16 protein-coding genes and 2 tRNA genes are annotated in these 21,341 nt (G+C 39.7%); 7 read left to right on the forward strand and 11 right to left on the reverse strand.

The features are described 5' to 3' along the window. Positions 1 to 172: 172 nt before the first annotated feature. From BUA96_RS06680 to mutS, 5 genes are all read right to left on the reverse strand, one after another. Positions 173 to 2,605, reverse strand: a complete 2,433-nt coding sequence (locus tag BUA96_RS06680) for a zinc-dependent metalloprotease (RefSeq protein ID WP_072981545.1) — start codon at positions 2,603 to 2,605, stop codon at positions 173 to 175. A gap of 89 nt (positions 2,606 to 2,694) precedes the next feature. Further along, positions 2,695 to 3,297, reverse strand: coding sequence for a hypothetical protein (locus tag BUA96_RS06685; protein ID WP_072981546.1), 603 nt, complete (start codon positions 3,295 to 3,297; stop codon positions 2,695 to 2,697). Between the two features lie 308 nt (positions 3,298 to 3,605). Next, positions 3,606 to 3,689, reverse strand: a tRNA-Leu gene (locus BUA96_RS06690). A gap of 47 nt (positions 3,690 to 3,736) precedes the next feature. Then, a tRNA-Gly gene (locus BUA96_RS06695) sits at positions 3,737 to 3,808 on the reverse strand. Between the two features lie 88 nt (positions 3,809 to 3,896). After that, a complete protein-coding gene (mutS, locus tag BUA96_RS06700; protein ID WP_072981548.1) occupies positions 3,897 to 6,524 on the reverse strand; it encodes a DNA mismatch repair protein MutS in 2,628 nt (875 codons plus the stop codon). Positions 6,525 to 6,733: 209 nt separating this feature from the next. Here mutS and BUA96_RS06705 point away from each other — a divergent pair, with 209 nt between their 5' ends. Beyond that, entirely contained in the window at positions 6,734 to 7,273 is a 540-nt protein-coding gene (locus BUA96_RS06705; RefSeq protein WP_072981550.1) for a TrmH family RNA methyltransferase, read from the forward strand. Between the two features lie 436 nt (positions 7,274 to 7,709). Here BUA96_RS06705 and folK read toward each other — a convergent pair whose 3' ends face one another. After that, entirely contained in the window at positions 7,710 to 8,843 is a 1,134-nt protein-coding gene (folK, locus tag BUA96_RS06710) for a 2-amino-4-hydroxy-6-hydroxymethyldihydropteridine diphosphokinase (RefSeq protein WP_072981552.1), read from the reverse strand. A gap of 109 nt (positions 8,844 to 8,952) precedes the next feature. On the opposite strand from folK, the gene BUA96_RS06715 reads away from it, so the two are divergent. Further along, a complete protein-coding gene (locus tag BUA96_RS06715; protein ID WP_072981553.1) occupies positions 8,953 to 9,672 on the forward strand; it encodes a queuosine precursor transporter in 720 nt (239 codons plus the stop codon). A 4-nt stretch (positions 9,673 to 9,676) separates the two neighbouring features. Continuing rightward, positions 9,677 to 12,361 (forward strand): AsmA family protein, encoded by a 2,685-nt coding sequence (locus BUA96_RS06720; RefSeq protein ID WP_072981825.1) that lies wholly within the window; start codon positions 9,677 to 9,679, stop codon positions 12,359 to 12,361. 105 nt (positions 12,362 to 12,466) lie between these two features. Here the strand turns inward: BUA96_RS06720 and BUA96_RS06725 are convergent, their stop codons facing one another. Further along, positions 12,467 to 14,425 carry an OmpA family protein gene (locus BUA96_RS06725; RefSeq protein WP_072981555.1) on the reverse strand — a complete coding sequence of 653 codons (1,959 nt, stop codon included), beginning with the start codon at positions 14,423 to 14,425 and terminating at the stop codon, positions 12,467 to 12,469. A 225-nt stretch (positions 14,426 to 14,650) separates the two neighbouring features. Here BUA96_RS06725 and BUA96_RS06730 point away from each other — a divergent pair, with 225 nt between their 5' ends. Then, complete coding sequence (locus tag BUA96_RS06730; RefSeq protein WP_072981557.1) at positions 14,651 to 15,208, forward strand: nitroreductase family protein; 558 nt, start codon at positions 14,651 to 14,653, stop codon at positions 15,206 to 15,208. Positions 15,209 to 15,334: 126 nt separating this feature from the next. Here the strand turns inward: BUA96_RS06730 and BUA96_RS06735 are convergent, their stop codons facing one another. Then, on the reverse strand, positions 15,335 to 16,606 hold the full coding sequence (locus BUA96_RS06735; protein ID WP_072981559.1) for a metal-dependent hydrolase family protein: 1,272 nt from the start codon (positions 16,604 to 16,606) through the stop codon (positions 15,335 to 15,337). Between the two features lie 12 nt (positions 16,607 to 16,618). Beyond that, a complete protein-coding gene (locus tag BUA96_RS06740) occupies positions 16,619 to 17,752 on the reverse strand; it encodes a DegT/DnrJ/EryC1/StrS family aminotransferase (RefSeq protein WP_072981561.1) in 1,134 nt (377 codons plus the stop codon). A 152-nt stretch (positions 17,753 to 17,904) separates the two neighbouring features. Between BUA96_RS06740 and BUA96_RS06745 the strand changes: the two genes are divergently transcribed. Further along, entirely contained in the window at positions 17,905 to 19,146 is a 1,242-nt protein-coding gene (locus BUA96_RS06745) for a 3-deoxy-D-manno-octulosonic acid transferase (RefSeq protein WP_072981826.1), read from the forward strand. Here BUA96_RS06745 and BUA96_RS06750 read toward each other — a convergent pair. Then, positions 19,128 to 19,784 (reverse strand): DUF2461 domain-containing protein, encoded by a 657-nt coding sequence (locus tag BUA96_RS06750; RefSeq protein WP_072981563.1) that lies wholly within the window; start codon positions 19,782 to 19,784, stop codon positions 19,128 to 19,130. The genes BUA96_RS06745 and BUA96_RS06750 overlap by 19 nt on opposite strands. Positions 19,785 to 19,940: 156 nt before the next feature. Here BUA96_RS06750 and BUA96_RS06755 point away from each other — a divergent pair, with 156 nt between their 5' ends. Then, positions 19,941 to 20,156, forward strand: coding sequence for a hypothetical protein (locus BUA96_RS06755; RefSeq protein WP_072981564.1), 216 nt, complete (start codon positions 19,941 to 19,943; stop codon positions 20,154 to 20,156). A 7-nt stretch (positions 20,157 to 20,163) separates the two neighbouring features. After that, positions 20,164 to 20,400, forward strand: a complete 237-nt coding sequence (locus BUA96_RS06760) for a hypothetical protein (RefSeq protein ID WP_072981828.1) — start codon at positions 20,164 to 20,166, stop codon at positions 20,398 to 20,400. Positions 20,401 to 20,484: 84 nt separating this feature from the next. On the opposite strand, the gene BUA96_RS06765 is transcribed toward BUA96_RS06760, so the two are convergent. Further along, the gene (locus BUA96_RS06765; protein WP_072981565.1) at positions 20,485 to 21,252 is read right to left on the reverse strand and encodes a LexA family transcriptional regulator; all 768 of its coding nucleotides are present in this window, start codon (positions 21,250 to 21,252) and stop codon (positions 20,485 to 20,487) included. Between the last annotated feature and the right edge of the window lie 89 nt (positions 21,253 to 21,341).

Raw genomic sequence — 21,341 nt, forward strand, 5'->3', positions numbered from 1 at the left:
TTATGCTGAAATCCATTACTAAAGTATTCAGGGATTCGCATTAATGCTCGCAATTAACAGGGTTTAACCTGATTTAAGGCAAATTAACAGCGGGTTTAAGAAGAATTCTGTTAAAAAAATAACGCCCGACTGGGAGAAGTCGGGCGTTGAAAATTTATCCTAGGATTAAAATTTAATCTCGGTCAAAAGCGGTGTCGATGCGTGCGATCAAATCTTCAAAATGATACTGTGTGATCGTGTCTCCAGAATAATTCTTTCTGGTATTGAGGTCGCGTCGCATTTGATTAAGTACGCCGCGCATCAATGCGCTTGCGTCTGACTTCAATACTTCGTCATCATCTGCTTTTTCTTTTTTGATGTATTCTGAGGCGATATCTATAAATGCGCGTTGCAGATTACGTCTATAAGCATCGGTTTTCTGCGCGGCATATAATTCGCTGAAAATCCCTTTGCGCAAATCGGTCATCAACTCAATAGGCGAGTAGGCTTCAGCTCCTTCTTGCTCTACCGTGCTCACCAAGCGATTGATACGATCTACGCTTAACAAGCTGTTTAAAGCGCGGGTTTGTAAATTCTGAATGCGTTCAATAGCACCATCTGATTCAATTCGATTTAAAATCTCCTTGTCAAGAAGCCACTCAGGAGTGGTAAAAGCATGCTCATTTAAGAATGCCACCGCCTCTTTTTGAATAGCTTCAGGAACCGGCTCGTAAACCACACCGTCTTGATCTGCAGTTTTGCGTGTTTCGTAAATTCCACCCACATTAGTGATCACGTGATAAACATAACCTCTCCATAAGCGTGTTAATTCACCATAAACTTCATCAAGATCATCATAGCCATAACCGTCTTTGGTAGTCCAGTCGATCAAATTAGGAATCACTTTTTTCATATTTGCCAAACCATACAAGCTGGCTTTAATGTTGTCGTCTCCTAAACTTTCGGTTTGTGAATGTGGGTCAACTCCGGTAGAACTTCCAAATTCATACCACGGATTTCCTGCTTTTTCTAAAATCCATTGGTCTAAAGTAGGTTTTTCTTCTTCCGCAGTTTCCGCTTCAGGAATGTAGCGATATCCCCAGTTTACCGCATAATAATCATAAGGTCCCATCATTCTGATGTAGCGTACACCTTTGTCTTCGGGTTGCGCAACATAGTTTACTCGAGCGTAATCCATGATAGAAGGCGTTAAGCCATATTTCTGTGTAAACGAAGCGACACGTAAAGAGTCTGTTGGGTAGGCAGAGCTGGCTTTCATATTGTGAGGAAGACCGATCGCGTGACCTACTTCGTGTGCAATTACCATGCGCATCATTTCGCCAATTTCGGCTTCAGGAGTTTCTAAAGTTCTTGCGGCGGGATTTTGAGCGCCTGCTTCGATCATAAAGCGGTTGCGGTAGGAGCGTAAGTGATTGTGATACCAAATCACATCAGATTCTAAAATCTCACCGGTACGCGGATCTGAAACCGAAGGACCAACGGCGTTACGTGTGGTGCTCGCAACATAGCGGATTACTGAGTAGCGCACATCTTCCGGACTAAATTCAGGATCTTCTTCCGGAGAAGGTGGATCTTTAGCGATAATGGCATTTTTAAATCCTGCTTTTTCAAACGCGGCATTCCAGTCTTCAATTCCTTGTTTAAAATAGGGGCGCCATTTAAGCGGTGTTGCCGGATCTAAATAATAGATAATGGGTTTTACAGGTTCTACCAGTTCGCCGCGTTTGTATGCTTCGATGTCTTTTGGCACCAATCTCCACCTTCTTAAAATGCGGTAATCATCAGATTTTAGTGCATCAGAATCATAGTCATATTTTCTAAGGGTAAACCAGCCTACGCGCTCATCTGCGATACGTGGTTGCATCTTATCTTCAGGAAGAAGAATCATAGATTGGTTCATCAGAAAGGTAAGCGTGCTGGCTTGGTCACGCTCTGGTGGTTCTTCGGTGTCGTAAGTCATCACGTGTTTAATCTCAATGTTTTGAGGATACGCGTGTGCCGACTCGATATAGCTGCGTTTATCGTCAAGGCGTTTTACTTTGTATTGCTTGCGTAATCTTGGCGAAACCGCATTGATTGCGGTGATATCTTGAGTAAAAAGATCAGTTGCGTCGATTACTACGCCGGTAGAATCTTTGGCAAGTGCTTTGATCTCGGCGCTAAATAGAATAGGAAAAAAGTTATTCGCTTCAACCGATTTGTTGATGGGACTGTCTTGATCGCTTTGATTTTCAAAATTAATAACTCTGGCATCTACAAAGTTACCGCGTCTAGACCAGCGAATTACTTGCTCATTTACTTTAGATCCGGCATTCACATAGCCGCCGCCGTAGCCGGCAGGAACTTTAGCTATGCGGCTTACGAGCAACATATCTTTTCCCATCAGACTGTCTGGGATGGTAAAATACAGATGATCATCTAGCCTGTGCGTTGTAAAAAGTCCATTGTCTGACTCAGCTTCGGCAGTTATGACTTTGTTGTACGGCTTTAATTTTGACTTTTGACTTGTTGAAGATTCTGCTGCGGGAGTTGTGGCAGCTTTTTGTGTTTTACAACCGTAAAGAGTGAGTCCGGCTGCAAGTACAAGAGAAAAACGTTTTAGCATTTAGATTGATTTTAAACGCTGAATTTACCCATTATAAATGAAAAAAGACCTCTGAAAAGAGGTCTTTTGTAGTATATGAATTTAAACGTTTAGTAGTAATTCTCTAAGCAGAACACATAGGATTGCGCTACTTCCCTGAATTTTTGACAAAACTCCTTATCAAACGAACCATCAACAGTTTCTCCCGAAGCATTAAGCCTAAGCTTATAGGTGTTCATCATTTTCTTCTGAAAATGTTTTAATTCTTTAGCATTAATCTTTGCGCGTACATTGCAGGCGTATCCTTTATTAACTGTTGCTTTCTCATCTGTTGACTCGAGTGTCAAGTTGATTTTCGAATCATCATTAAAGCAGATCTCTAACAGATCACCTGGTTTGACGTGCGATAAATGTTGACGCGTACCTAAGATTAAATAATTGACTTCGGCGATAGTTTGGAAGCCTAAGTGTAATTCATTCTTAGGGTTGAGATTAAGTTTGTTTGATTTTGACGTGCGTGTACGATTAAAGAATAACCCTACATTTTTGCCTTGTGTTTGCTCAATGGTAATGATGGAGTGACCTCCAAAAATGTATTGCGTATTATTATTGACTTTTTGTTCTCGAATTAAGTAATTAGGAGCGAAAAGTAAGTTGCGATCAAGCTCTTTATCGAGATTGCTCGACTTGTTGAAAAATTTAGAAAAAATCATAATCTGAAATCGGGGCGATTATCGTTTGGTTTTAAAAATCATGGACCTCAAGGTCTCCTTGTTGGTTAAGATATGCTCAAAAAGCGTGCCTTAATTAAAGTAAATATTTTATAATTCTCAATTGTAGGGGGTGGAATTATAATATATGTAAGTTAGGGATGAGATTTAAAATCAGAGCAAAGATAGTGAAGTTGAAAGGCATTTTTCAAATCTAAAATATTATTTAACATAATTTATTAGTTAAAGAAATGACATTCAGAAGTGTATATAAAAAGAAAAACCTCTAGTGCATTACTAGAGGTTCTCTGTACTCGGGACGGGACTTGAACCCGTACGAACTAATGTTCATTGGATTTTAAGTCCAACGTGTCTACCAATTCCACCACCCGAGCTTGGGCTGTCAATAAAAAACCCCATTGTCTAATGGAGTGTTGTTTTGAGCGAAAGACGGGATTTGAACCCGCGACCCTCACCTTGGCAAGGTGATGCTCTACCCCTGAGCTACTTTCGCATTACATAAGACCTGTTGTCTAATGCGGATGCAAATTTACAAGATTTCTTTAATCTGCAAAGCATTTTTCAGAAAAAAATAAAAGTGGTTATGAAACCTGATTTTTTTTGTTTCTGACGAGCATACGCTTTATCTCATTGAGCTTCATTAAAGCCTCTACCGGCGTGAGTGTATCTATGTCTGTATGAAGGATTTCGTCTTTGATTTCCTCTAAAAGCGGATCGTCTAAGTTGAAAAAACTCAGTTGCATTTCGTCATCTTCAACTGTGCTTAAAGCATCGCGATGTTCCTCTTTTCGGTTGGATTGTTCTAATTGCGCCAGCATTTTATTAGCTCTGTGTAGTACTTGTTGGGGCATTCCGGCCATTTTAGCAACGTGAATCCCGAAGCTGTGCGCGCTTCCACCGGGAATAAGTTTTCGTAAGAACAAGACATTATCCTTAAGCTCTTTTACCGAAACATTGAAGTTTTTGATTCGGTTAAAGGTTTCGCCCATATCATTCAGTTCGTGATAGTGGGTCGCGAATAACGTTTTAGGCCTCGCCGGATGCTCGTGTAAATATTCACTGATTGCCCAAGCGATAGAAATCCCATCATAAGTACTGGTACCGCGACCTATTTCGTCAAGAAGCACAAGGCTGCGTTCAGAAATGTTATTCAAAATGCTGGCCGTTTCATTCATTTCAACCATAAAAGTTGATTCGCCCATTGAAATATTATCGCTGGCTCCTACGCGGGTAAAGATGCGATCGACTAGACCAATACGGGCCGCTTTCGCCGGAACAAAACTACCCATTTGTGCAAGCAGCACAATCAAAGCTGTTTGACGCAGAATAGCAGATTTACCAGACATATTAGGACCGGTGATCATAATCATTTGTTGCGTGTCCCGATCCAAATAGGTGTCATTAGCAATGTAGGGCTCACTTATGGGGAGTTGTTTTTCGATGACAGGATGGCGACCTTCGGTGATCTCCAATTCATAGGTGTCATCCATGCTGGGTTTGCAATAGCCGTTTTCTTTGGCCAGGCAGGCATATGAGCGTAAACAATCTAGTTGTGCCAAGGTGTGCGCATTGGTTTGCACCGGCTCAATAAACTGCGTGATCCAACTTACTAATTGCGCAAAAAGCTGTTGCTCAATACCAAGAATACGTTCTTCGGCACCTAAAATTTTTGCCTCATATTCTTTTAGTTCTTCGGTGATGTAGCGTTCTGCGTTTACTAAGGTCTGCTTGCGAATCCATTCTACGGGAACTTTATCTTTATGCGTATTGCGCACTTCAATATAGTAGCCAAATACATTATTAGAAGCAATTTTGAGTGAAGTGATCCCGGTGCGTTCGGTTTCACGCTCCAGCATTTTGTCAAGATAATCTTTCCCCGAAGTTGCCAAGTTGCGTAATTCGTCAAGTTCGGTGTGGAAACCTTCAGCAATCGTGTTTCCTTTTAAAACACTAACCGGTGCATCTTCGGTAAGAGTTTCTTTAATTTTGTCTCTTAAATGCTCAAGATTGTTGATTTTTTCCCCAAGAATTTGCAAGGCTTTATTCTCTGAGTTTTGAGCAAGCGCCTTTATTGGAATCATCGCTTCTAGCGAATTTTTTAGAAGAATGACTTCTCGAGGCGCCACTTTACCGGTTGCTATTTTAGAAATCAACCGCTCAACATCGCCAATCTTTTTTATATGCGCCGAAACTTTGTCATAGAAATCCGGATGATTGAGTATAAAATCTACAATCTCATGACGCTCTTTAATGGGCTCAAGATTTTTTAAAGGAAGCGCCAGCCAGCGTTTAAGCAACCTCCCGCCCATAGGGCTGATGGTTTTGTCAATCACGTCGAGTAGAGTGATAGACTTGACCGATGTGCCTTGATATAACTCCAGATTGCGAATGGTAAAACGATCCATCCACACGTAGGCATCTTCGGCGATACGGCCAATGCTGGAAATATGCTGAAGCTTATCGTGACGCGTTTCACTTAGATAGTGTAAGGCCGCTCCGGCAGCAATGATCCCTTCTTCCAGATGTTCAACACCAAAACCTTTTAAAGATTTGGTGTCAAAATGTTTATTGAGACTTTCCTGCGCATAATCAGGCTTAAAAACCCAATCCTCCTGATAAAAAATATGATAATCAGTCCCAAAATCTTCCTTAAAATCAGCTTTATTTTTCTTGCTTATAAGCAATTCGCTGGGAGCGAAATTTTGCAACAGTTTATCTATATAGGCAACATCGCCCTGCGCAGTTAGAAATTCACCTGTAGACACATCAAGAAAAGAGAGGCCTAGGTGGCGTTTACCATAATGTATCGCGGCCAGGAAGTTGTTGCTTTTAGACTGTAGCACTTCATCATTTAGAGACACTCCGGGTGTTACTAGCTCGGTAACGCCGCGTTTTACAATTCCTTTAGTTTGTTTTGGGTCTTCAAGCTGGTCGCAAATCGCCACCCGGCAGCCTGCTTTAACCAGTTTTGGAAGGTATGTATTGAGCGAGTGATGTGGGAAGCCCGCAAGTTCAGAGCGTTCGCTTCCGTTGTTTCTATTGGTTAGGATAATGCCTAGAATCCCGGCAGCTTTGACGGCATCTTCACCAAAAGTTTCATAAAAGTCGCCTACTCTAAAGAGTAACATTGCATCAGGATACTTGGTCTTGATGCTGTTGTACTGTTTCATCAGTGGCGTAACACTTTTTGCTTTGGTCTTTTTTGCCATAAAATCTTAAAAATCTGAAAGGGATTGAAGCATCACAGAAGCGCTTTTAAATGTAAGTTTTCGCTGCTGTTTGTGCGGGATAAATTTAAAAAATACGCAAGGTTTTAGAGGAGTTAAACGCAACCAGTTATTTATTTGTTTTCAACAATAAGCAACAGCAATGCTATTCTTAACTATGAGCTTTTCTTACGGAAGCTTATTTTTGCGGTATGAATAGAAAATTAAAGAACAGCGAACTCGATCGTAAATCTGTAGAAGCGTTTAAGGAGGCCGAAAAAACACCCATTATTGTGGTGCTTGACAATATTAGAAGTTTAAATAATATCGGTTCGGTTTTTAGAACAGCTGATGCCTTTTTGATCGAAGCAATTTATCTCTGCGGAATCTGTGCACAACCGCCTCATAAAGATATTACCAAAACGGCCTTAGGTGCAACAGAATCTGTACGCTGGAGCTATTTTGAATCTACTTTAGATGCGGTAAAAGAATTGCAAGAAAATCAATATCAAGTAGTGGCTGTTGAGCAAGCTGAGCAAGCCGTGATGTTGAATGATTTTGTTGTTGAGGCGCATTCAAAATACGCGGTGATCTTTGGTAATGAAGTTAAGGGAGTGAAGCAGAATGTTGTGAATGCTGCCAACACGGTTTTAGAAATCCCTCAAGTGGGTACTAAACATAGTTTTAATATTTCAGTAAGTGTGGGGATTGTTCTTTGGGATATGTATGCAAAGCTACTTAAAAGCTCTTAATTTTTAACATTGTGAATAGTAAGTATAATTGTTAATCATAAATCTTTATTAATGTTTCTTTAAAATGCAGTTGGGGTGCAATTAAACTTTGAATCTTTACGTTCTCAACCAAAACCCAACTTAAATGAAAACTAAAGCTTTTGATTACGCGTCTTACGTGCGAGGAATAAAGGATGGACGACGCTTCGGAATATTCATGGGCGTGATTATAGGGTTTGCTATAATGATCGCTGTTCTCGGAATTATCTATTTTTCTTAAAACTAATTTGCAAAAAACTAAAGCAATTACAACGAAGCCTGTTTTTCTTTAATTCGTAAAAAATTTAAAGATGCGCTTCAGTATAATTTAATCTTTTCAAGGCTAGTGAGATCTGGTAGAGCGTTGTTCTTCAGTGATTTGTTAAGCTTATAATTGTAAACTATTTTTTGTCTTCTGCTATTCCATAGCCTGTAGTGCATCTAGCACTTTTAAATAATCTGCTCTGTTTTCAACAAAATCTAAACCGGAAATGTCAATGATCTTGACATTGTTTCCTCGTTTATTCTTGATCATATTTAGATACCCTTTGTTGATGTCAACAAGATAACTTTCAGAAATATCCTGTTCATAAGAACGCCCTCTCTTTTTAATATTTTCAAGCAGGCGCTCGGTGTTTTGATAGAGGTAAACATATAAGTCAGGCCTTGCGATTTCACGATACATGATTCCATGCAATTTTTGATACAAACTGTATTCTTCTTCGCTCAGTGTGACTTTTGCAAAAATCAATGATTTCTGACTATCATAGTCGGCGATCATAAAATCTTTAAAAAGGTCGTATTGACCAATGTCATCCAGCAGCTGCTGGTAGCGATCAGCCAAAAATGACATTTCCAGCGGAAAAGCATAGCGCGCCTGATCTTCGTAAAACTTGGGTAGAAAAGGATTGTCTTTAAAACGTTCTAAAATGAGTTTAGCATTAAAATCCTCAGAAATTTTAGTGGCTAAAGTAGTTTTTCCGGCGCCAATGTTTCCTTCGATGGCAATATAATTATGCGTGCTGAAGGTATATGCGGCCTGCGGATTTTTAAGCCATTTAGATTGTTTTTCAGGGATTTCTGCGTCTGGGGTTTCCGCGGTTAATTCTTCAATCGTTTTTTTGAGAAGAGGATGTTTAAATGTTGCGGCGATATCTCGTAGCGGAAACAAAACAAAATTGCGTTTTTGTAACTGCGGGTGCGGAAGAGTCAGTTTTTTGGTTTCAACTATACTGTCTCCATAAAACAATAAATCTATATCAATAGGGCGATCGCTGTAACCTGCTTGTTGTTTGCGCTCCCGGCCCAATTGTTTTTCGATAGCGAGCAGCGCGTCTAGGGTGGCTTCGGCAGCTAAAGTAGTGGTGGCTGAGAGGGTACAGTTTAAAAAGTCAGCGCCCTCAAAGCCCCAGGCTTTGGTTTTATAAACTGGAGAAAGTTGTTTTATGCTGCCTATATTTTGAAATATACCATCAACGGCGCGTTGCAGATTTTCAAACGAATCTCCTTGATTGCTGCCTAGTGATAAGAGTATGTGTTGTAGCGGTTTAATGAGATTTTGGCCTTAAATATTTTAAGAGCAATTTAAGTAAAAGCCCCGTGCATTCTGCTAATTTTGATCAAAAGAACCTTTAAAAGAGGAGAGTTTGACGCAAGCATCAATGAGCCAGAGAGATGCGCTGGCAGCCTACCGCATCTATTTTATTTTGGGAGCTTTATTTATATGCTCTCTGGTGGTTTCTAATTTGATCTTTCAGAAGTTTTTTTACTGGGATTTTTTTGGGTTATACAAGTTTGAGATTTCCGTTGGAATTTTGCCGTATCCCATCACGTTCTTAATAACCGATTTGATCAGTGAGATTTACGGAAAAAAGAAAGCCAACCAAGTGGTGACCGCCGGTATTTTTGCCTCAATTTTTTCATTGCTTATCGTGTATACTTCGGCAGTGGTGCCTGCGACAGATTGGTCTCCTGTAGATAATGCGTTGTTTGATAAAGTTTTTGGCGCTACGGTAGTTGCGGTGATGGCATCGATGATGGCTTACCTATTTGCACAGTATATAGATATTCAACTTTTTCATTTCTGGAAACGCCTGACTAAAGGAAAACACCTGTGGATACGCAATAATTTCTCTACCTTTTTTAGTCAGTTTGTAGATACGGCTACCGTGTTGTTGCTTTTGTGTGCGTTTAATAAGATTGAATGGAGTCTGTTTGGAACGCTTCTTTTAAGTGGTTTTTTATTTAAAGTATTGGTTGCCGTTTGTGATACACCCTTTTTATATCTGGGTGTTTATTTGTTTAGAAAACGCTTCAAATTAGCGCCCGGGGAAGAGATCGGGGCTGAGTTGAATGCTTTTCAGAAAGAAGAAAAATTATAGAATTATGAAAAAGGTATTTAGAATTATAGGGATCGTACTTCTGGTATTGATCATTGGTTTGATCGCTGCTCCTTTCTTGTTTAGAGGGCAGCTTGAAGAACTTTTAAAGAAATCGATCAACGAAAATCTCAATGCCACTGTGGCTTGGGAAGATTTTGATCTTACGCTATTCAGCAGTTTTCCTGATGCTGCCGTGCAAGTGCAAAATTTTAGTGTAGTAAATAATGCGCCTTTTGCCGGCGATACGCTTGCTAGCGGGGCAACGCTTCAGTTAGATATGGGCGTGATGCAGTTGTTTAAGACTTCATCGGGAAAACCCATCCAAATTGATGCAATTCGGCTTGATGAAGGTTTTGTAAACATTAAAGTTGATAGCCTTGGCAATGCCAATTATGATATTGCCAAAGAAAGCCCGGCAACTACCGCTTCGCAAGACACTTTAGCGGATAGCTCTGGTGGTTTTAGTTTTGATGTACAACATTATGAATTAAATAATTCCAGAATAAATTATTTAGATGAAAGTACGCAAACCTTTTTAAGGTTAACCGAAGTCAATCACGAAGGAGACGGCGATTTTTCTGCAGCCGTGTCTAACCTAAATACGACTACGACTGCGCTGGCATCTTTTGATTTTGATGGGGTGAATTACCTTAATGCCAATAAGATTGCTCTGGATGCAGTAATCGAAATGAATCTTGAAGAGCAACGCTACACTTTTAAAGAAAATGAGGCTTTAATCAATCAATTGCCTTTAGTATTCAGAGGATTTATTCAGGTCAATGAGAATAATAATGAACTTGACCTTGCTTTTGAAACACCATCTAGTGACTTTAAAAATTTCTTGGGTGTGATCCCTGAAGTTTATGCTAAAAATCTGGACGGCGTGACCACAACCGGCGATTTTAAAGTGAATGGTAGAATAAATGGAGTGGTTGATGAAACGCATATACCTATGCTAGATATTGCGATTCAATCTAATAACGCGTCTTTTAAATATCCAGATCTTCCAAAATCGGTTAATGATATCATCATTGACGCTCAGATTATGAATGAAACAGGTAATGTTGATGATACCTATCTGCGATTGGGGAATCTCAACTTTAGAATTGATCAAGATGTGTTTAACGCTAAAGGCAGAATAGATAGACTTACCACAAATCCGCTTGTTGATTTGGCGTTGAAGGGTAAATTGAATTTAGCCAATCTCGAGAAAGCGTATCCATTAGAATTAGATCAGGACATCAACGGACTATTAACTGTTGATATGACTGCTAATTTTGATATGGAAAGTGTTGAGAAAGAACGATATCAAAATATTAAAAGTTCGGGTACGGCAAGTTTAAAGGATTTTAAATACGTTTCTCCTGAATTGCCTAATGCGCTGAATATGGCTTCGGCTAACGTGACTTTCAATCCCGGAACAATCACCCTAAACAATCTGGATGCACAGACCGGCCAAACTGATATTTCTGCAAAAGGAAGTATAGAAAACTTGATTCCGTTTGTGCTGTCAAAAGAAGATTTAAAAGGGCGCTTTACCGTAAATTCTAAGGTGATCAATCTCGCAGACTTTAGCGTGGTTGAGGAGGAATCTGCTGCAGCAACTACAGCTGAGAAAAGTGCTTCTACGAGTGCAACAGCTTCTGGAGATACTGCCATAAAAATTCCTTCATTTCTAGACGCAACGCTTGACTTTAAGGCAGGCAAAGTGATCTATGACAATATTACCTTGTCAAATGTAAGCGGAAATGTTACCGTTCAAAATGAGACAGCAAGCTTGAATAATATTCGCTCTGATATTTTTGGCGGAGCTATCGGGCTCAATGGGAATGTGAGCACCAAAAGTGCTACGCCTACTTTTGAGATGGCGCTTGATCTAAAGAGTGTTGATATCAGTCAATCTTTTGAAGGTCTTGAAATGCTTCAGCAATTAACCCCAATTGCAAAAGCTTTACAAGGAGCATTGAATACAAATATTCAGCTAAAAGGGAATTTAACAGACGATCTAACACCGGTGCTTTCTTCGCTTGCCGGAAACGCGCTTGCTCAGTTGCTAACTGTAGAGGTTAAGCCTGAGAAGATGAAGCTTATAAGTGCTTTAGATGATAAACTTGATTTTATAAACCTTCAAAATCTGGATCTGAGTAATTTAAAAACTCAACTGAGTTTTGATAATGGTTTGGTTACGGTAAAACCATTTGACTTTAATATAAAAGGAATCAACGTAGGGGTCAGCGGAACGCATAGTCTTGAAAATACTATGAATTATACGCTTAATTTAAAAGTTCCGGGGAGTTACTTAGGGTCTAAAGTAGGTAATACATTGGCGAGTCTGAGCAATGCAGACCTTGAGAGCTATACGGTAGACCTTCCGGTGACGTTGAGCGGTAATTTCACGAGTCCGCAAGTATCGCTTAATACACAGCAAGCAGTTACAAATCTTACCCAACAAATTGTAGCTACACAGAAAGATAAGTTGAAACAACAAGGAGAAGATAGAGTAAAACAAGCCTTAAGCGGACTATTAGGCGGAACTAAAACTACTACAGATTCTACCGCAGTTAAGACCAGAAAAGATTCAGTCTCTACAACAACTAAAACCACTACAGAAAAAGTGGTTAAGGATGTTTTAGGCGGTCTCTTTGGAAAGAAGAAGGCAACGCAAGACACGACCAAAACCAATAATTAGAGTTTAGTTTTGGGTATAAAAAAGGAGCGCTTTTAGCGCTCCTTTTTTATTTGTCATTAAAGGGTTTATGTTAAAAATTGCCTTGAACAAGTTTTCTTTAAAGCATTAAAAACTGATCACAATAAACTCTGAGCGACGGTTGAGTTGATGTTGCTCTTCGGTGCAATCAGATCCATTTCCGCAATCATTAATGAGTTCGGTTTCTCCAAATCCTTTACCCGAAATTCGAGTAGGATCAATACCTCTACTTACGATCCAGTCTGCTGTAGATTTTGCTCGTTTGTCAGATAAACTTAGGTTATAAGAATCGATTCCGCGACTATCCGTATGCGAGCGTATTTCAACAACTAAAGTTGGATTTGACTCCATAACTGCCAGCACCTTAGTCAATTCTTCGGCAGCATCCGGTCTTATATTAAAGCGATCAAAATCAAAATAAATAGGCTTCAGATCTAGAAGTTTAGCAAGATCATCACCTTGGTTGATCTTGGTGATGCGAGGTTCTAGATAAAGATCAACAACCATATCGTCGCCATCTTTAGGCACTGTTACGAGTTCTTCCGCAGAATAGTATTCCGGTTCGCTGGCGCGAATAAGAATCTGTTGGCCGCAGATGACACTCAATGAATACTCTGCATTTTCATTTACAGGCGTACTGGCAAGAACATTTCCTTCCAGATCTAGAATGCTCACCGTAGCGGTTGGTATAGGAAGTTCGGTTTCTTTATCTCTAACCGTACCTGTGATGAGTGATTCACAAACCGGGATCTCTACCGGTTTTCTAGTGAATTTGAAGATATCATCACTTCCCATTCCGTAATAACGATTGGTTGAAAAGTAGCCCATATTGCGGTAATCATCAACGATGAAAGCAAAATCGTCTTGCGGACTGTTGACCGGTTTTCCTAGATTGATAACATAAGCGACATCTCCATTTTTCTTGGTAGCAACAACATAGATGTCAAGACCTCCAAGTCCGGGTCGCCCGTCTGAAGAGAAATAAAGATTTCCTTTTTTACTGATGTAAGGAAAATTCTCACGCCCTTCGGTATTGATGATGGGGCCTAGGTTTTCTGGAGCGCTGTATTCATTATCGCCTAAAATATCAACCACCCAGATGTCTGAAAAACCAACAGTTCCCGGCATATCAGATGCGAAGTATAGCTTTTTATTATCCGGGCTAAGTGCGGGGTGTGAGACTGAATAATCATCATCATTAAACGGAAGTTCTACCGGAGCACTCCAGTTGCCGCCTTTTTTAACCGATTTAAAGATCTTAAGTCTAACAGTGCCATTTTTATCACTGCGTTTTACGCCTTGACTGAAATTGTTTCGGGTAAAATACATAGTATTCCCATCGCTGGTAAAAGTAGGGGATGACTCGTGATAGCGGGAGTTGAGGATGCCGCCAAACTTTTCTACCGCTCCAAGATCACCGGTTTCAACATCTATGGGCGCTTGATAGAAATCTAAAAAAGGTTCGTTGTTCCATTTGTGAATGTAGCGTGCGGTAGATCCTGTATCTCTGGCGGAAGAAAAGATCAATTTGTTCTCATAGATCATCGGGCCAAAGTCAGATAATCGTGAGTTGGTTCTTCTCAAATTTTCAACTTCATACTCGCTTTCACTGTAGCTTATTTCCTCAAGATAATCTGGCTCTTCATTAAATAATTCGGCCCTAGAATCTTCACCTTTTTCCTTTCGGAACAACTCCATAATACGATCTGAAGCTTCATATTGTTGCACCCCTTTGAGGGATTGTGCGTATCTGAATAGGTCTTCTGGTGTTAAGGATTCCGGGTATTTGTCGTAAAGCTTTTTGTACCACTTGGCACTTTCTTCGTATTTGCCGTTAAAATAATAACTGTCCCCCAGTTTTTTAAAAAGTTCTTCAGATTCATAACCTTCCCCTGCTAATCGTAAATAGATTTTTTGCGCATCGATAAAGGCATAACTTTCAAACTTTTTGGCGGCTTTGTCTAATTCCTTTTCTTGAGCGTATGTGAGCGAAAGTGACAGAAAAAGAAAAAAATGTAGAAAACGCTTGCTTGAGATTACCTGCATAGCTAAAAAATAATAGGTTGAAATTGAGATCTAGGGGAGTACAAATATAACTAAATTTTAACCCTGTGGAATTTTAAATCCGCTGATTGCTAAAAAATTAGGGGGTGGTTTATCCCCTTTTTTCGATGTGTTTTTTCAATTATCTGAAGAATTCTAAGATAGAAATTGGGGCTTCAGATGATTAGCTGTGTTATACTTGCTAACTTTGAAGTAAAGAATTGAACTATGTTAGACCAAATAATCAAAAATAGAAGATCTATTTTTCCGAATCAATTTTCAGGAAAAGCAGTTTCAAAAGAAGAAATAAAAATATTACTCGAAGCTGCGAACTGGGCGCCAACTCATCGTAAAACGCAACCGTGGCGCTTTAAAGTTTTTAGAGAGGATTCACTCAGCGTACTCGCTGAATTTATAGAGAAAGCCTACACGACTACCACTCCTGAACATCAATTTTCTGCATTTAAGCTGAAAAAAACGCTTGAAAAAGTGACCACAAGTGCAGCGGTCATTGTGATCTGTATGCAGCGTGATCCTAAAGAGAGCGTTCCTGAATGGGAAGAAGTGGCTGCTACTGCGATGGCTGTACAGAATCTATGGCTTATGACGGGAGAATTAGGCCTTGGTGGCTATTGGAGTTCGCCGGGTTATAGAACAGCTATGCATACAGAACTAAAGCTAAATACTGGTGAAGAATGCTTAGGGTTCTTTTATTTAGGCGCGTATAAAGAAGAGCCGCTTGCTGGAGAGCGCGACGCTATTGAAGATAAAACAGTTTGGTTTTAAAATTTATTGGCACTGCCAAAGGGTTTAATACTCAGAGGCTTGCTTAGAAATTGAAACGTGTTTCCAATTAATAATGTCTCTCTGGTTTGCCCTGAGGTGGTTTACTTAAAAGGTGGGGGGTGGAAATTATTCTTTAATTACCTCACCTGCTTTCATTACAAAAGTCACCTCATTTAGGGTATTGATATTTTGAAGAGGGTCTTCGTCAACTGCGATGATGTCTGCTTTAAAGCCTGCTGCTAATTGCCCCAGCGCATCTTCAGCTTTGAGTACTTTAGCAGTCTCAATAGTTGCAGATTGAATCGCTTCCATCGGGGTCATACCGGCCTCAACCATATATCCAAATTCTTTAGCATTCTCCCCGTGCGGAAACACACCGGCATCGGTCCCGAAGGCGATATTGACTCCTTTGTTGTATGCCATCGCGAAGGTCTTTTGAAGTTGTGGTCCTATCTCTAATGCTTTAGGGACGATCACTGCAGGGTAGTAGTCTTTTATTTTTGCCTTTTCTGCGACATATTTACCAGCACTTAAAGTAGGTATATAGTAGGTGTTGTGCTTTTTCATTAAATCTGCAGTCTCTTCACTCATTAAAGTGCCGTGCTCAATGGTCTTTACACCTGCTCGCACGGCGCGCTGCATTCCTTCGTCTCCGTGTGCGTGAGCAGCCACTTGCAAATCATAATCTTTACCAGTGGTCACGATAGCTTCAATCTCTTCTTCAGTAAACTGAGGATTCTGACCATTTTTTGCTACACTTAAAACGCCACCGGTTGCGGTGATTTTAATCCAATCGGCACCGTTTTTATAACGCTGTCTTACCGCTTTACGGGCGTCATCTACATTGTTCACAACACCTTCTTTGGGTCCCGGATCGCCCATTAGATCTTTGCGGTATCCGTTTGTAGGATCAGCATGCCCGCCAGTGGTGCCAATCGCTTTTTCGGCGGTGAAAATTCGTGGACCCAATACTTTTCCTGTATTTATCGCATTGCGTAGCGAGACATTTACACCGCTGCCGCCAAGATCCCTAATTGTGGTAAATCCAGCATTTAAGGTGCGTAATGCAAGCTCTTGCGCTTTGTAAGCGATGTCTGCTTCATTAAGTGTAAAACCTTCTAGGTAACGCGTAGGACTGGTTTCGGTTTCAATATGAACGTGTAAATCAGCAAAACCAGGAAGTACAACTTTGTCTTTTAAATCTATGACCTTTCCGGCACCAGATTCATATCCATCAATTACATCTTCAATTTCATCTCCCGAAACGATAATCGTTTGTTCATTTAGGACTTTTCCGTTTTTGGTGTCAACGAGTTTACCTACGTGTAAATACGTTTTTTGAGCAAAAGCAATATTACTTAAAAGAGCTAATGCCAGCGAGAGAAGTGTGATGCGCATGTGGATAGTTGTTTAATCGATAAATTCTAAGATTTTAGTTACAATATACTCAATTTGCTCATTATCTAGCTCAGAATGCATTGGTAATGAGATCACTTCTTTCACTAATTGATTGGTAATGCTAAAATCTTCTTCATTATAACGAGCATCAGCATAAGCTTTCTGTTTATGCAGCGGAATAGGGTAATACACTCCGCAAGGAATATCGTTAGCATTTAAGTGTTTTACAAGAGCGTCACGATCTACGCCTTGCAAACGCAAAGTGTATTGGTGAAAAACGTGCGCGTTAGGATCACCGCTTACGATGTTTGGTGTAATTACTTTAGGATGGTCTTCTAGATGCTCAGTATATTTAAGTGCAGCAGCTCTTCTTCGGGCATTGTAGTTATCAAGGTGCGGAAGCTTAGCGCGCAATACTGCCGCCTGAATAGAATCTAATCTTGAGTTCACACCTACGACATCGTGATGATAGCGCTCATACATCCCGTGATTTACAATACCTCTAATGGTGTGTGCTAAAGCATCGTCATTTGTAAAAATTGCACCGCCATCTCCGTAGCAACCTAGATTTTTGGAAGGAAAAAATGAAGTGCTCCCCACGTGACCAATGGTTCCGGTTTTAGAAGTTGATCCGTCTTTATGCTTGTAATCAGCGCCGATGGCTTGGGCATTGTCTTCAATTACAAAAAGATTATGCTCCTCGGCAAGTTCAAGTAACGCATCCATATTTGCAACCTGACCAAAAAGATGCACAGGAACAATCGCCTTAGTTTTTGGAGTAATGGCTTTTTTTACCGCTTCAATATCAATATTAAAATCAACAGGATCCACATCAACTAAGACCGGTGTTAACTGAAGCAACGCAATTACTTCAACGGTAGCTGCAAATGTAAAATCAGCTGTGATCACTTCATCTCCCGGTTTTAGCCCAAGTCCCATCATTGCGATTTGCAAAGCGTCAGTTCCGTTAGCACAAGGAATCACATGCTTTACATTCAGGTAGTCTTCTAAATCTTTCTGAAAACCGTGTACTTCTGGTCCGTTGATAAACGCAGTTGTGTCTATTACTTCTTGAATGGTTCTGTTTACTTGTTCTTTTATAGGTTCGTATTGACCTTTAAGGTCAACCATTTGTATTTTTCTCATAGCTGAATCTTACGCCGAATACCTTTTTCAAAACCCTTTGAAGTTGTGGGAGTTTGTGTAAATCGACTTTTATTTTAGTGTTACAAAATTACGAAATCTAGCCGCTTTAGCCAATGTATTTTTTAGGTAGAAAAGGCTACTTTTGTGTCCTTATGCGCCACTTGTATTCCCTTTTGATCAGCTTGTTTCATGCGTTGCTTCCGGTGTTGGGAGTGTTTGTAAAATCCTTGAAAGAATTCTATCAAGTTCGGCGTGGTATTTTTAATGTTTTAGAGGAAAAACTATCAGCTCAAGATCAAACGATCTGGGTGCACGCCGCTTCTCTAGGAGAGTATGAGCAAGCCGTTCCTGTTCTAGAAGAGCTTCGGGCGAAGTACGAAGACTATAAAATTGTACTTACTTTTTTTTCGCCTTCAGGCTATACCGTAAAGAAAGCAACACCGCTGGCTGATGTAGTGACTTATTTGCCATTAGACACCTCAAGAAATGCTCAGTGCTTTTTAAAACTGGTAAAACCAGAACTAGCAATTTTTATAAAGTATGAGTTTTGGCCCAATTACCTCAATACCCTTCACAAATTAAAAGTGCCTACGCTTTTGGTTTCTGGAATATTTAGAGCTGATCAGCCGTTTTTTAAGTTTTATGGTCGGTGGATGACACAGTCGCTACGGGCTTTTGACTATTTTTTTCTTCAAAACGCGTCTTCTTTAAATCAATTGCAGCAATTGGGTTTTAAGAATGCTGAAGTGAGTGGCGATACCCGTTTTGACCGGGTGCATCGTCAATTGAGTTATGATAATTTTCTACAGGAAATCGAGCGTTTTAAAGGAACTGACCTTTTGTTAGTTTGCGGAAGTACCTGGCCTGAAGACATTGCTTTGCTGTCGGGTTTTATAAATACCGCAAGCGGAATCAAAATTTTGATCGCTCCGCATAAAGTGGATAAAGACCGCATACAGGAATTAGAACAAGTTTTAAAAAGGCCTTCTAAGCGCTTTTCAGATCTTCAATCTGATAAAAACTTTGATGCAGATGTTTTAATTGTTGATGCTATAGGTTTTTTATCTAAGATCTATGCTTATGCTGATCTTGCCTATGTAGGCGGCGCAGCGGGAACCACCGGTTTGCATAATATATTAGAGCCTGCAACCTTTGGAGTGCCCATCATCACAGGGATCCACATCGAAAAATTTCCGGAAGCTCAAGATCTGAGAACCTTAGCCGGACTATTTACTGTTGCGAATGTTGAAGAAACTACTGCGCTGCTTCAGAAATTGACGACTGATGCCAATTTCAGACTAAAAACAGGAATCATCTCTGGTAATTTTATCTCGAACAACACCGGTGCAACGCCTAAGATTATGGCTTATATAGATCAGACGCTGACGGCTTGATTTAAATAGGTTCTAAACGGAAGCATTTCTTTATAGATCTTTATGACCTGATTATCAAAGTCAGCACTCATTACTGTTTTTTGAGTTAGATTATGTTGAACTGCAAAAGTCTTGCGGCGCAGCAAATCTATATGTTCGTGATCTTGCGAGAAACCTTTAGGTGCTGTTTGGAGACTGTCACCGTCATCTACAAGATTTCCAAAGACTTCTTTAAAGCTAGGTTTGTTGAGAATAGCTTTTAATTCCTCACCATTGTAGTCGATCGCTTGTCTAATACTTTTAAGTAAAGCAGATTTGGGTTTGTAAAAACCACCGGCAATAAAACTCTCTGAAGTGCCTAGGTGGATATAAAAATCTCCCTGTTTGGTTTCCTGATCTAAACCTGCACCAAAATGATCTTTATAAATGGGTTTGTTAGGGTGGTAAAGCAAATTATTATTTATTCTGTTGATCGCTTTTTTGCCTGGAGTGTGCGTGTAATTAGGATCGATCTCACTCAATTTTAAATCCATTTGCGTGAGCCATTCAATATAAGAATCTCTGATCTCGTGATACCATTTTCGGTTATCATCCATCCATTCTTTTGCATTGTTTTTTTGCAAAGCTCTTAAAAACGCATATAAATTCTGAAAATTCATCTTTTTCGGTTAAAGGTACTGTTCTCAAGAGGTACGCCCTGCTAAACTATTCTGCTTTAACGCATTATTTAGAATTTTTAGCAATCATTTATCAATTCTTTTAAAATACCAAAGGCATTTCTATCTAGATTTGCCCTTCAACCAAATCATGAAATTATGAAAAAAGTAATTGGAATTTTTGTTTTAGGTCTTTTAGCATTTAACACCTACTCGTGTAGAGAACAGGAAGAAAAAGAAACTGTAGTCGTTAAAGAAGTAGAAGTTGAGAAAGACGATGAAGGAATTCTAGAACGTACAGCAAAAAAAGTAGATGCTGAAGTCAATAAGGAGATTGACGAAGAAATTGAAAATATTGGTGATGATAACAAATAATATAAAGATGAAAAAGATAAGTTTTTTAGCAAGTCTTCTTTTAGTGGTTTCTATTTCATTCACGGCATGTCGTGAGCAAAGTGAAAAGGAAAAACTTGTAGAAGAAATGAAAGAAGAAGGAGCTGAGATTGATACCAAAACAGACGATGATGGTAATTATAAGATCAAAATGGAGTCTGAAGAAAAAGAGGTAAAGATTAAAGAAGATGCAGACGGAGATACTAAAATAAAAGTAGACTACTAATCAGCATCTGACAACAAACAACAAACTAAAATCCACCGTGTATACGGTGGATTTTTTTGTTTTATAGTATAATTCTCGAGAAAATTATTTGAGGTTGCGCATTTGACTTTTAAGTTCTTCCATACCTTGCTGTAATTCTTTGAGTAAACTACTCTCAGAAGGAGAGTCTAAGTGAAAGGTAAGTTTACTGTTTACCTGCCATAACTCTTGAATATCGCTCACTTGAACTTCAAATGGCAAATATTCTTGATTGAGTGAAATGAGCAACACCTTTGAAGGGTCTGGCAATTTCTGAAGCTTTTTTACGACCACCGCATCCGGTAAAACCACCACATATACTCTATTTGTAGAAGCTTCGTCCATACTGGCGATAGCTTTCCCCAAAACCCAGTCATCGGGCATAAAATTAGGGAGCATACTATCTCCTTCAATTTGAAAGCCACGGTAAGTGGCATTGCGATATTGAGGTAAAGGAAGATCAAAAGCAGGAAGCTGTTGATACCAGTCTACATCTTGAACATTATGTGGGTATCCCGCTGCAGCTTTCTGATTCACCATTACAAGATTTTCGTTGTCGGCAAGATCAACCGTCACCACTTTAGGGCTCACATCACCTTTACCAGCGTGCAACAATTTTTGATTGCTGTACCCGAATAACCATAAGGGATTAATATTGTAAAGCCGTAATAATTCGGTGACTACCTGACCAGAAAGTTTAGTTCTACCACGCTCGATGTCTGCAGTTGAATTTTTGATGCCTAAAGCTTCGGCAAATTCTGATTGCGTAAGGTTTTGTTCTTCGCGCACTTGCTTAAAACGACGAATGTCGCCAGATACTTCATTGATTCCCATAGCGTAAAAATAAAATAATTCGGAATAAATCCGATTTAAAGATAGGAAAAAATCCATCAATAGGAAAAATTCTTTATTTTTGTAAAAAT

Origin of the sequence: Leeuwenhoekiella palythoae, assembly GCF_900130045.1 — a bacterium.
In the GTDB taxonomy this organism is placed as follows: domain Bacteria; phylum Bacteroidota; class Bacteroidia; order Flavobacteriales; family Flavobacteriaceae; genus Leeuwenhoekiella; species Leeuwenhoekiella palythoae.

Bases quoted from the DNA above. Each gene is read 5' to 3' on its own strand.
- BUA96_RS06735 (WP_072981559.1), bottom strand. From the start codon at position 16,606: ATGCGCATCACACTTCTCTCGCTGGCATTAGCTCTTTTAAGTAATATT.
- BUA96_RS06740 (WP_072981561.1), bottom strand. From the start codon at position 17,752: ATGAGAAAAATACAAATGGTTGACCTTAAAGGTCAATACGAACCTATA.
- BUA96_RS06720 (WP_072981825.1), top strand. From the start codon at position 9,677: ATGAAAAAGGTATTTAGAATTATAGGGATCGTACTTCTGGTATTGATC.
- BUA96_RS06755 (WP_072981564.1), top strand. From the start codon at position 19,941: ATGAAAAAAGTAATTGGAATTTTTGTTTTAGGTCTTTTAGCATTTAAC.
- BUA96_RS06725 (WP_072981555.1), bottom strand. From the start codon at position 14,425: ATGCAGGTAATCTCAAGCAAGCGTTTTCTACATTTTTTTCTTTTTCTG.
- mutS (WP_072981548.1), bottom strand. From the start codon at position 6,524: ATGGCAAAAAAGACCAAAGCAAAAAGTGTTACGCCACTGATGAAACAG.
- BUA96_RS06680 (WP_072981545.1), bottom strand. From the start codon at position 2,605: ATGCTAAAACGTTTTTCTCTTGTACTTGCAGCCGGACTCACTCTTTAC.
- BUA96_RS06705 (WP_072981550.1), top strand. From the start codon at position 6,734: ATGAATAGAAAATTAAAGAACAGCGAACTCGATCGTAAATCTGTAGAA.
- BUA96_RS06750 (WP_072981563.1), bottom strand. From the start codon at position 19,784: ATGAATTTTCAGAATTTATATGCGTTTTTAAGAGCTTTGCAAAAAAAC.
- BUA96_RS06765 (WP_072981565.1), bottom strand. From the start codon at position 21,252: ATGGGAATCAATGAAGTATCTGGCGACATTCGTCGTTTTAAGCAAGTG.
- BUA96_RS06685 (WP_072981546.1), bottom strand. From the start codon at position 3,297: ATGATTTTTTCTAAATTTTTCAACAAGTCGAGCAATCTCGATAAAGAG.
- BUA96_RS06730 (WP_072981557.1), top strand. From the start codon at position 14,651: ATGTTAGACCAAATAATCAAAAATAGAAGATCTATTTTTCCGAATCAA.
- BUA96_RS06760 (WP_072981828.1), top strand. From the start codon at position 20,164: ATGAAAAAGATAAGTTTTTTAGCAAGTCTTCTTTTAGTGGTTTCTATT.
- BUA96_RS06715 (WP_072981553.1), top strand. From the start codon at position 8,953: ATGAGCCAGAGAGATGCGCTGGCAGCCTACCGCATCTATTTTATTTTG.
- BUA96_RS06745 (WP_072981826.1), top strand. From the start codon at position 17,905: ATGCGCCACTTGTATTCCCTTTTGATCAGCTTGTTTCATGCGTTGCTT.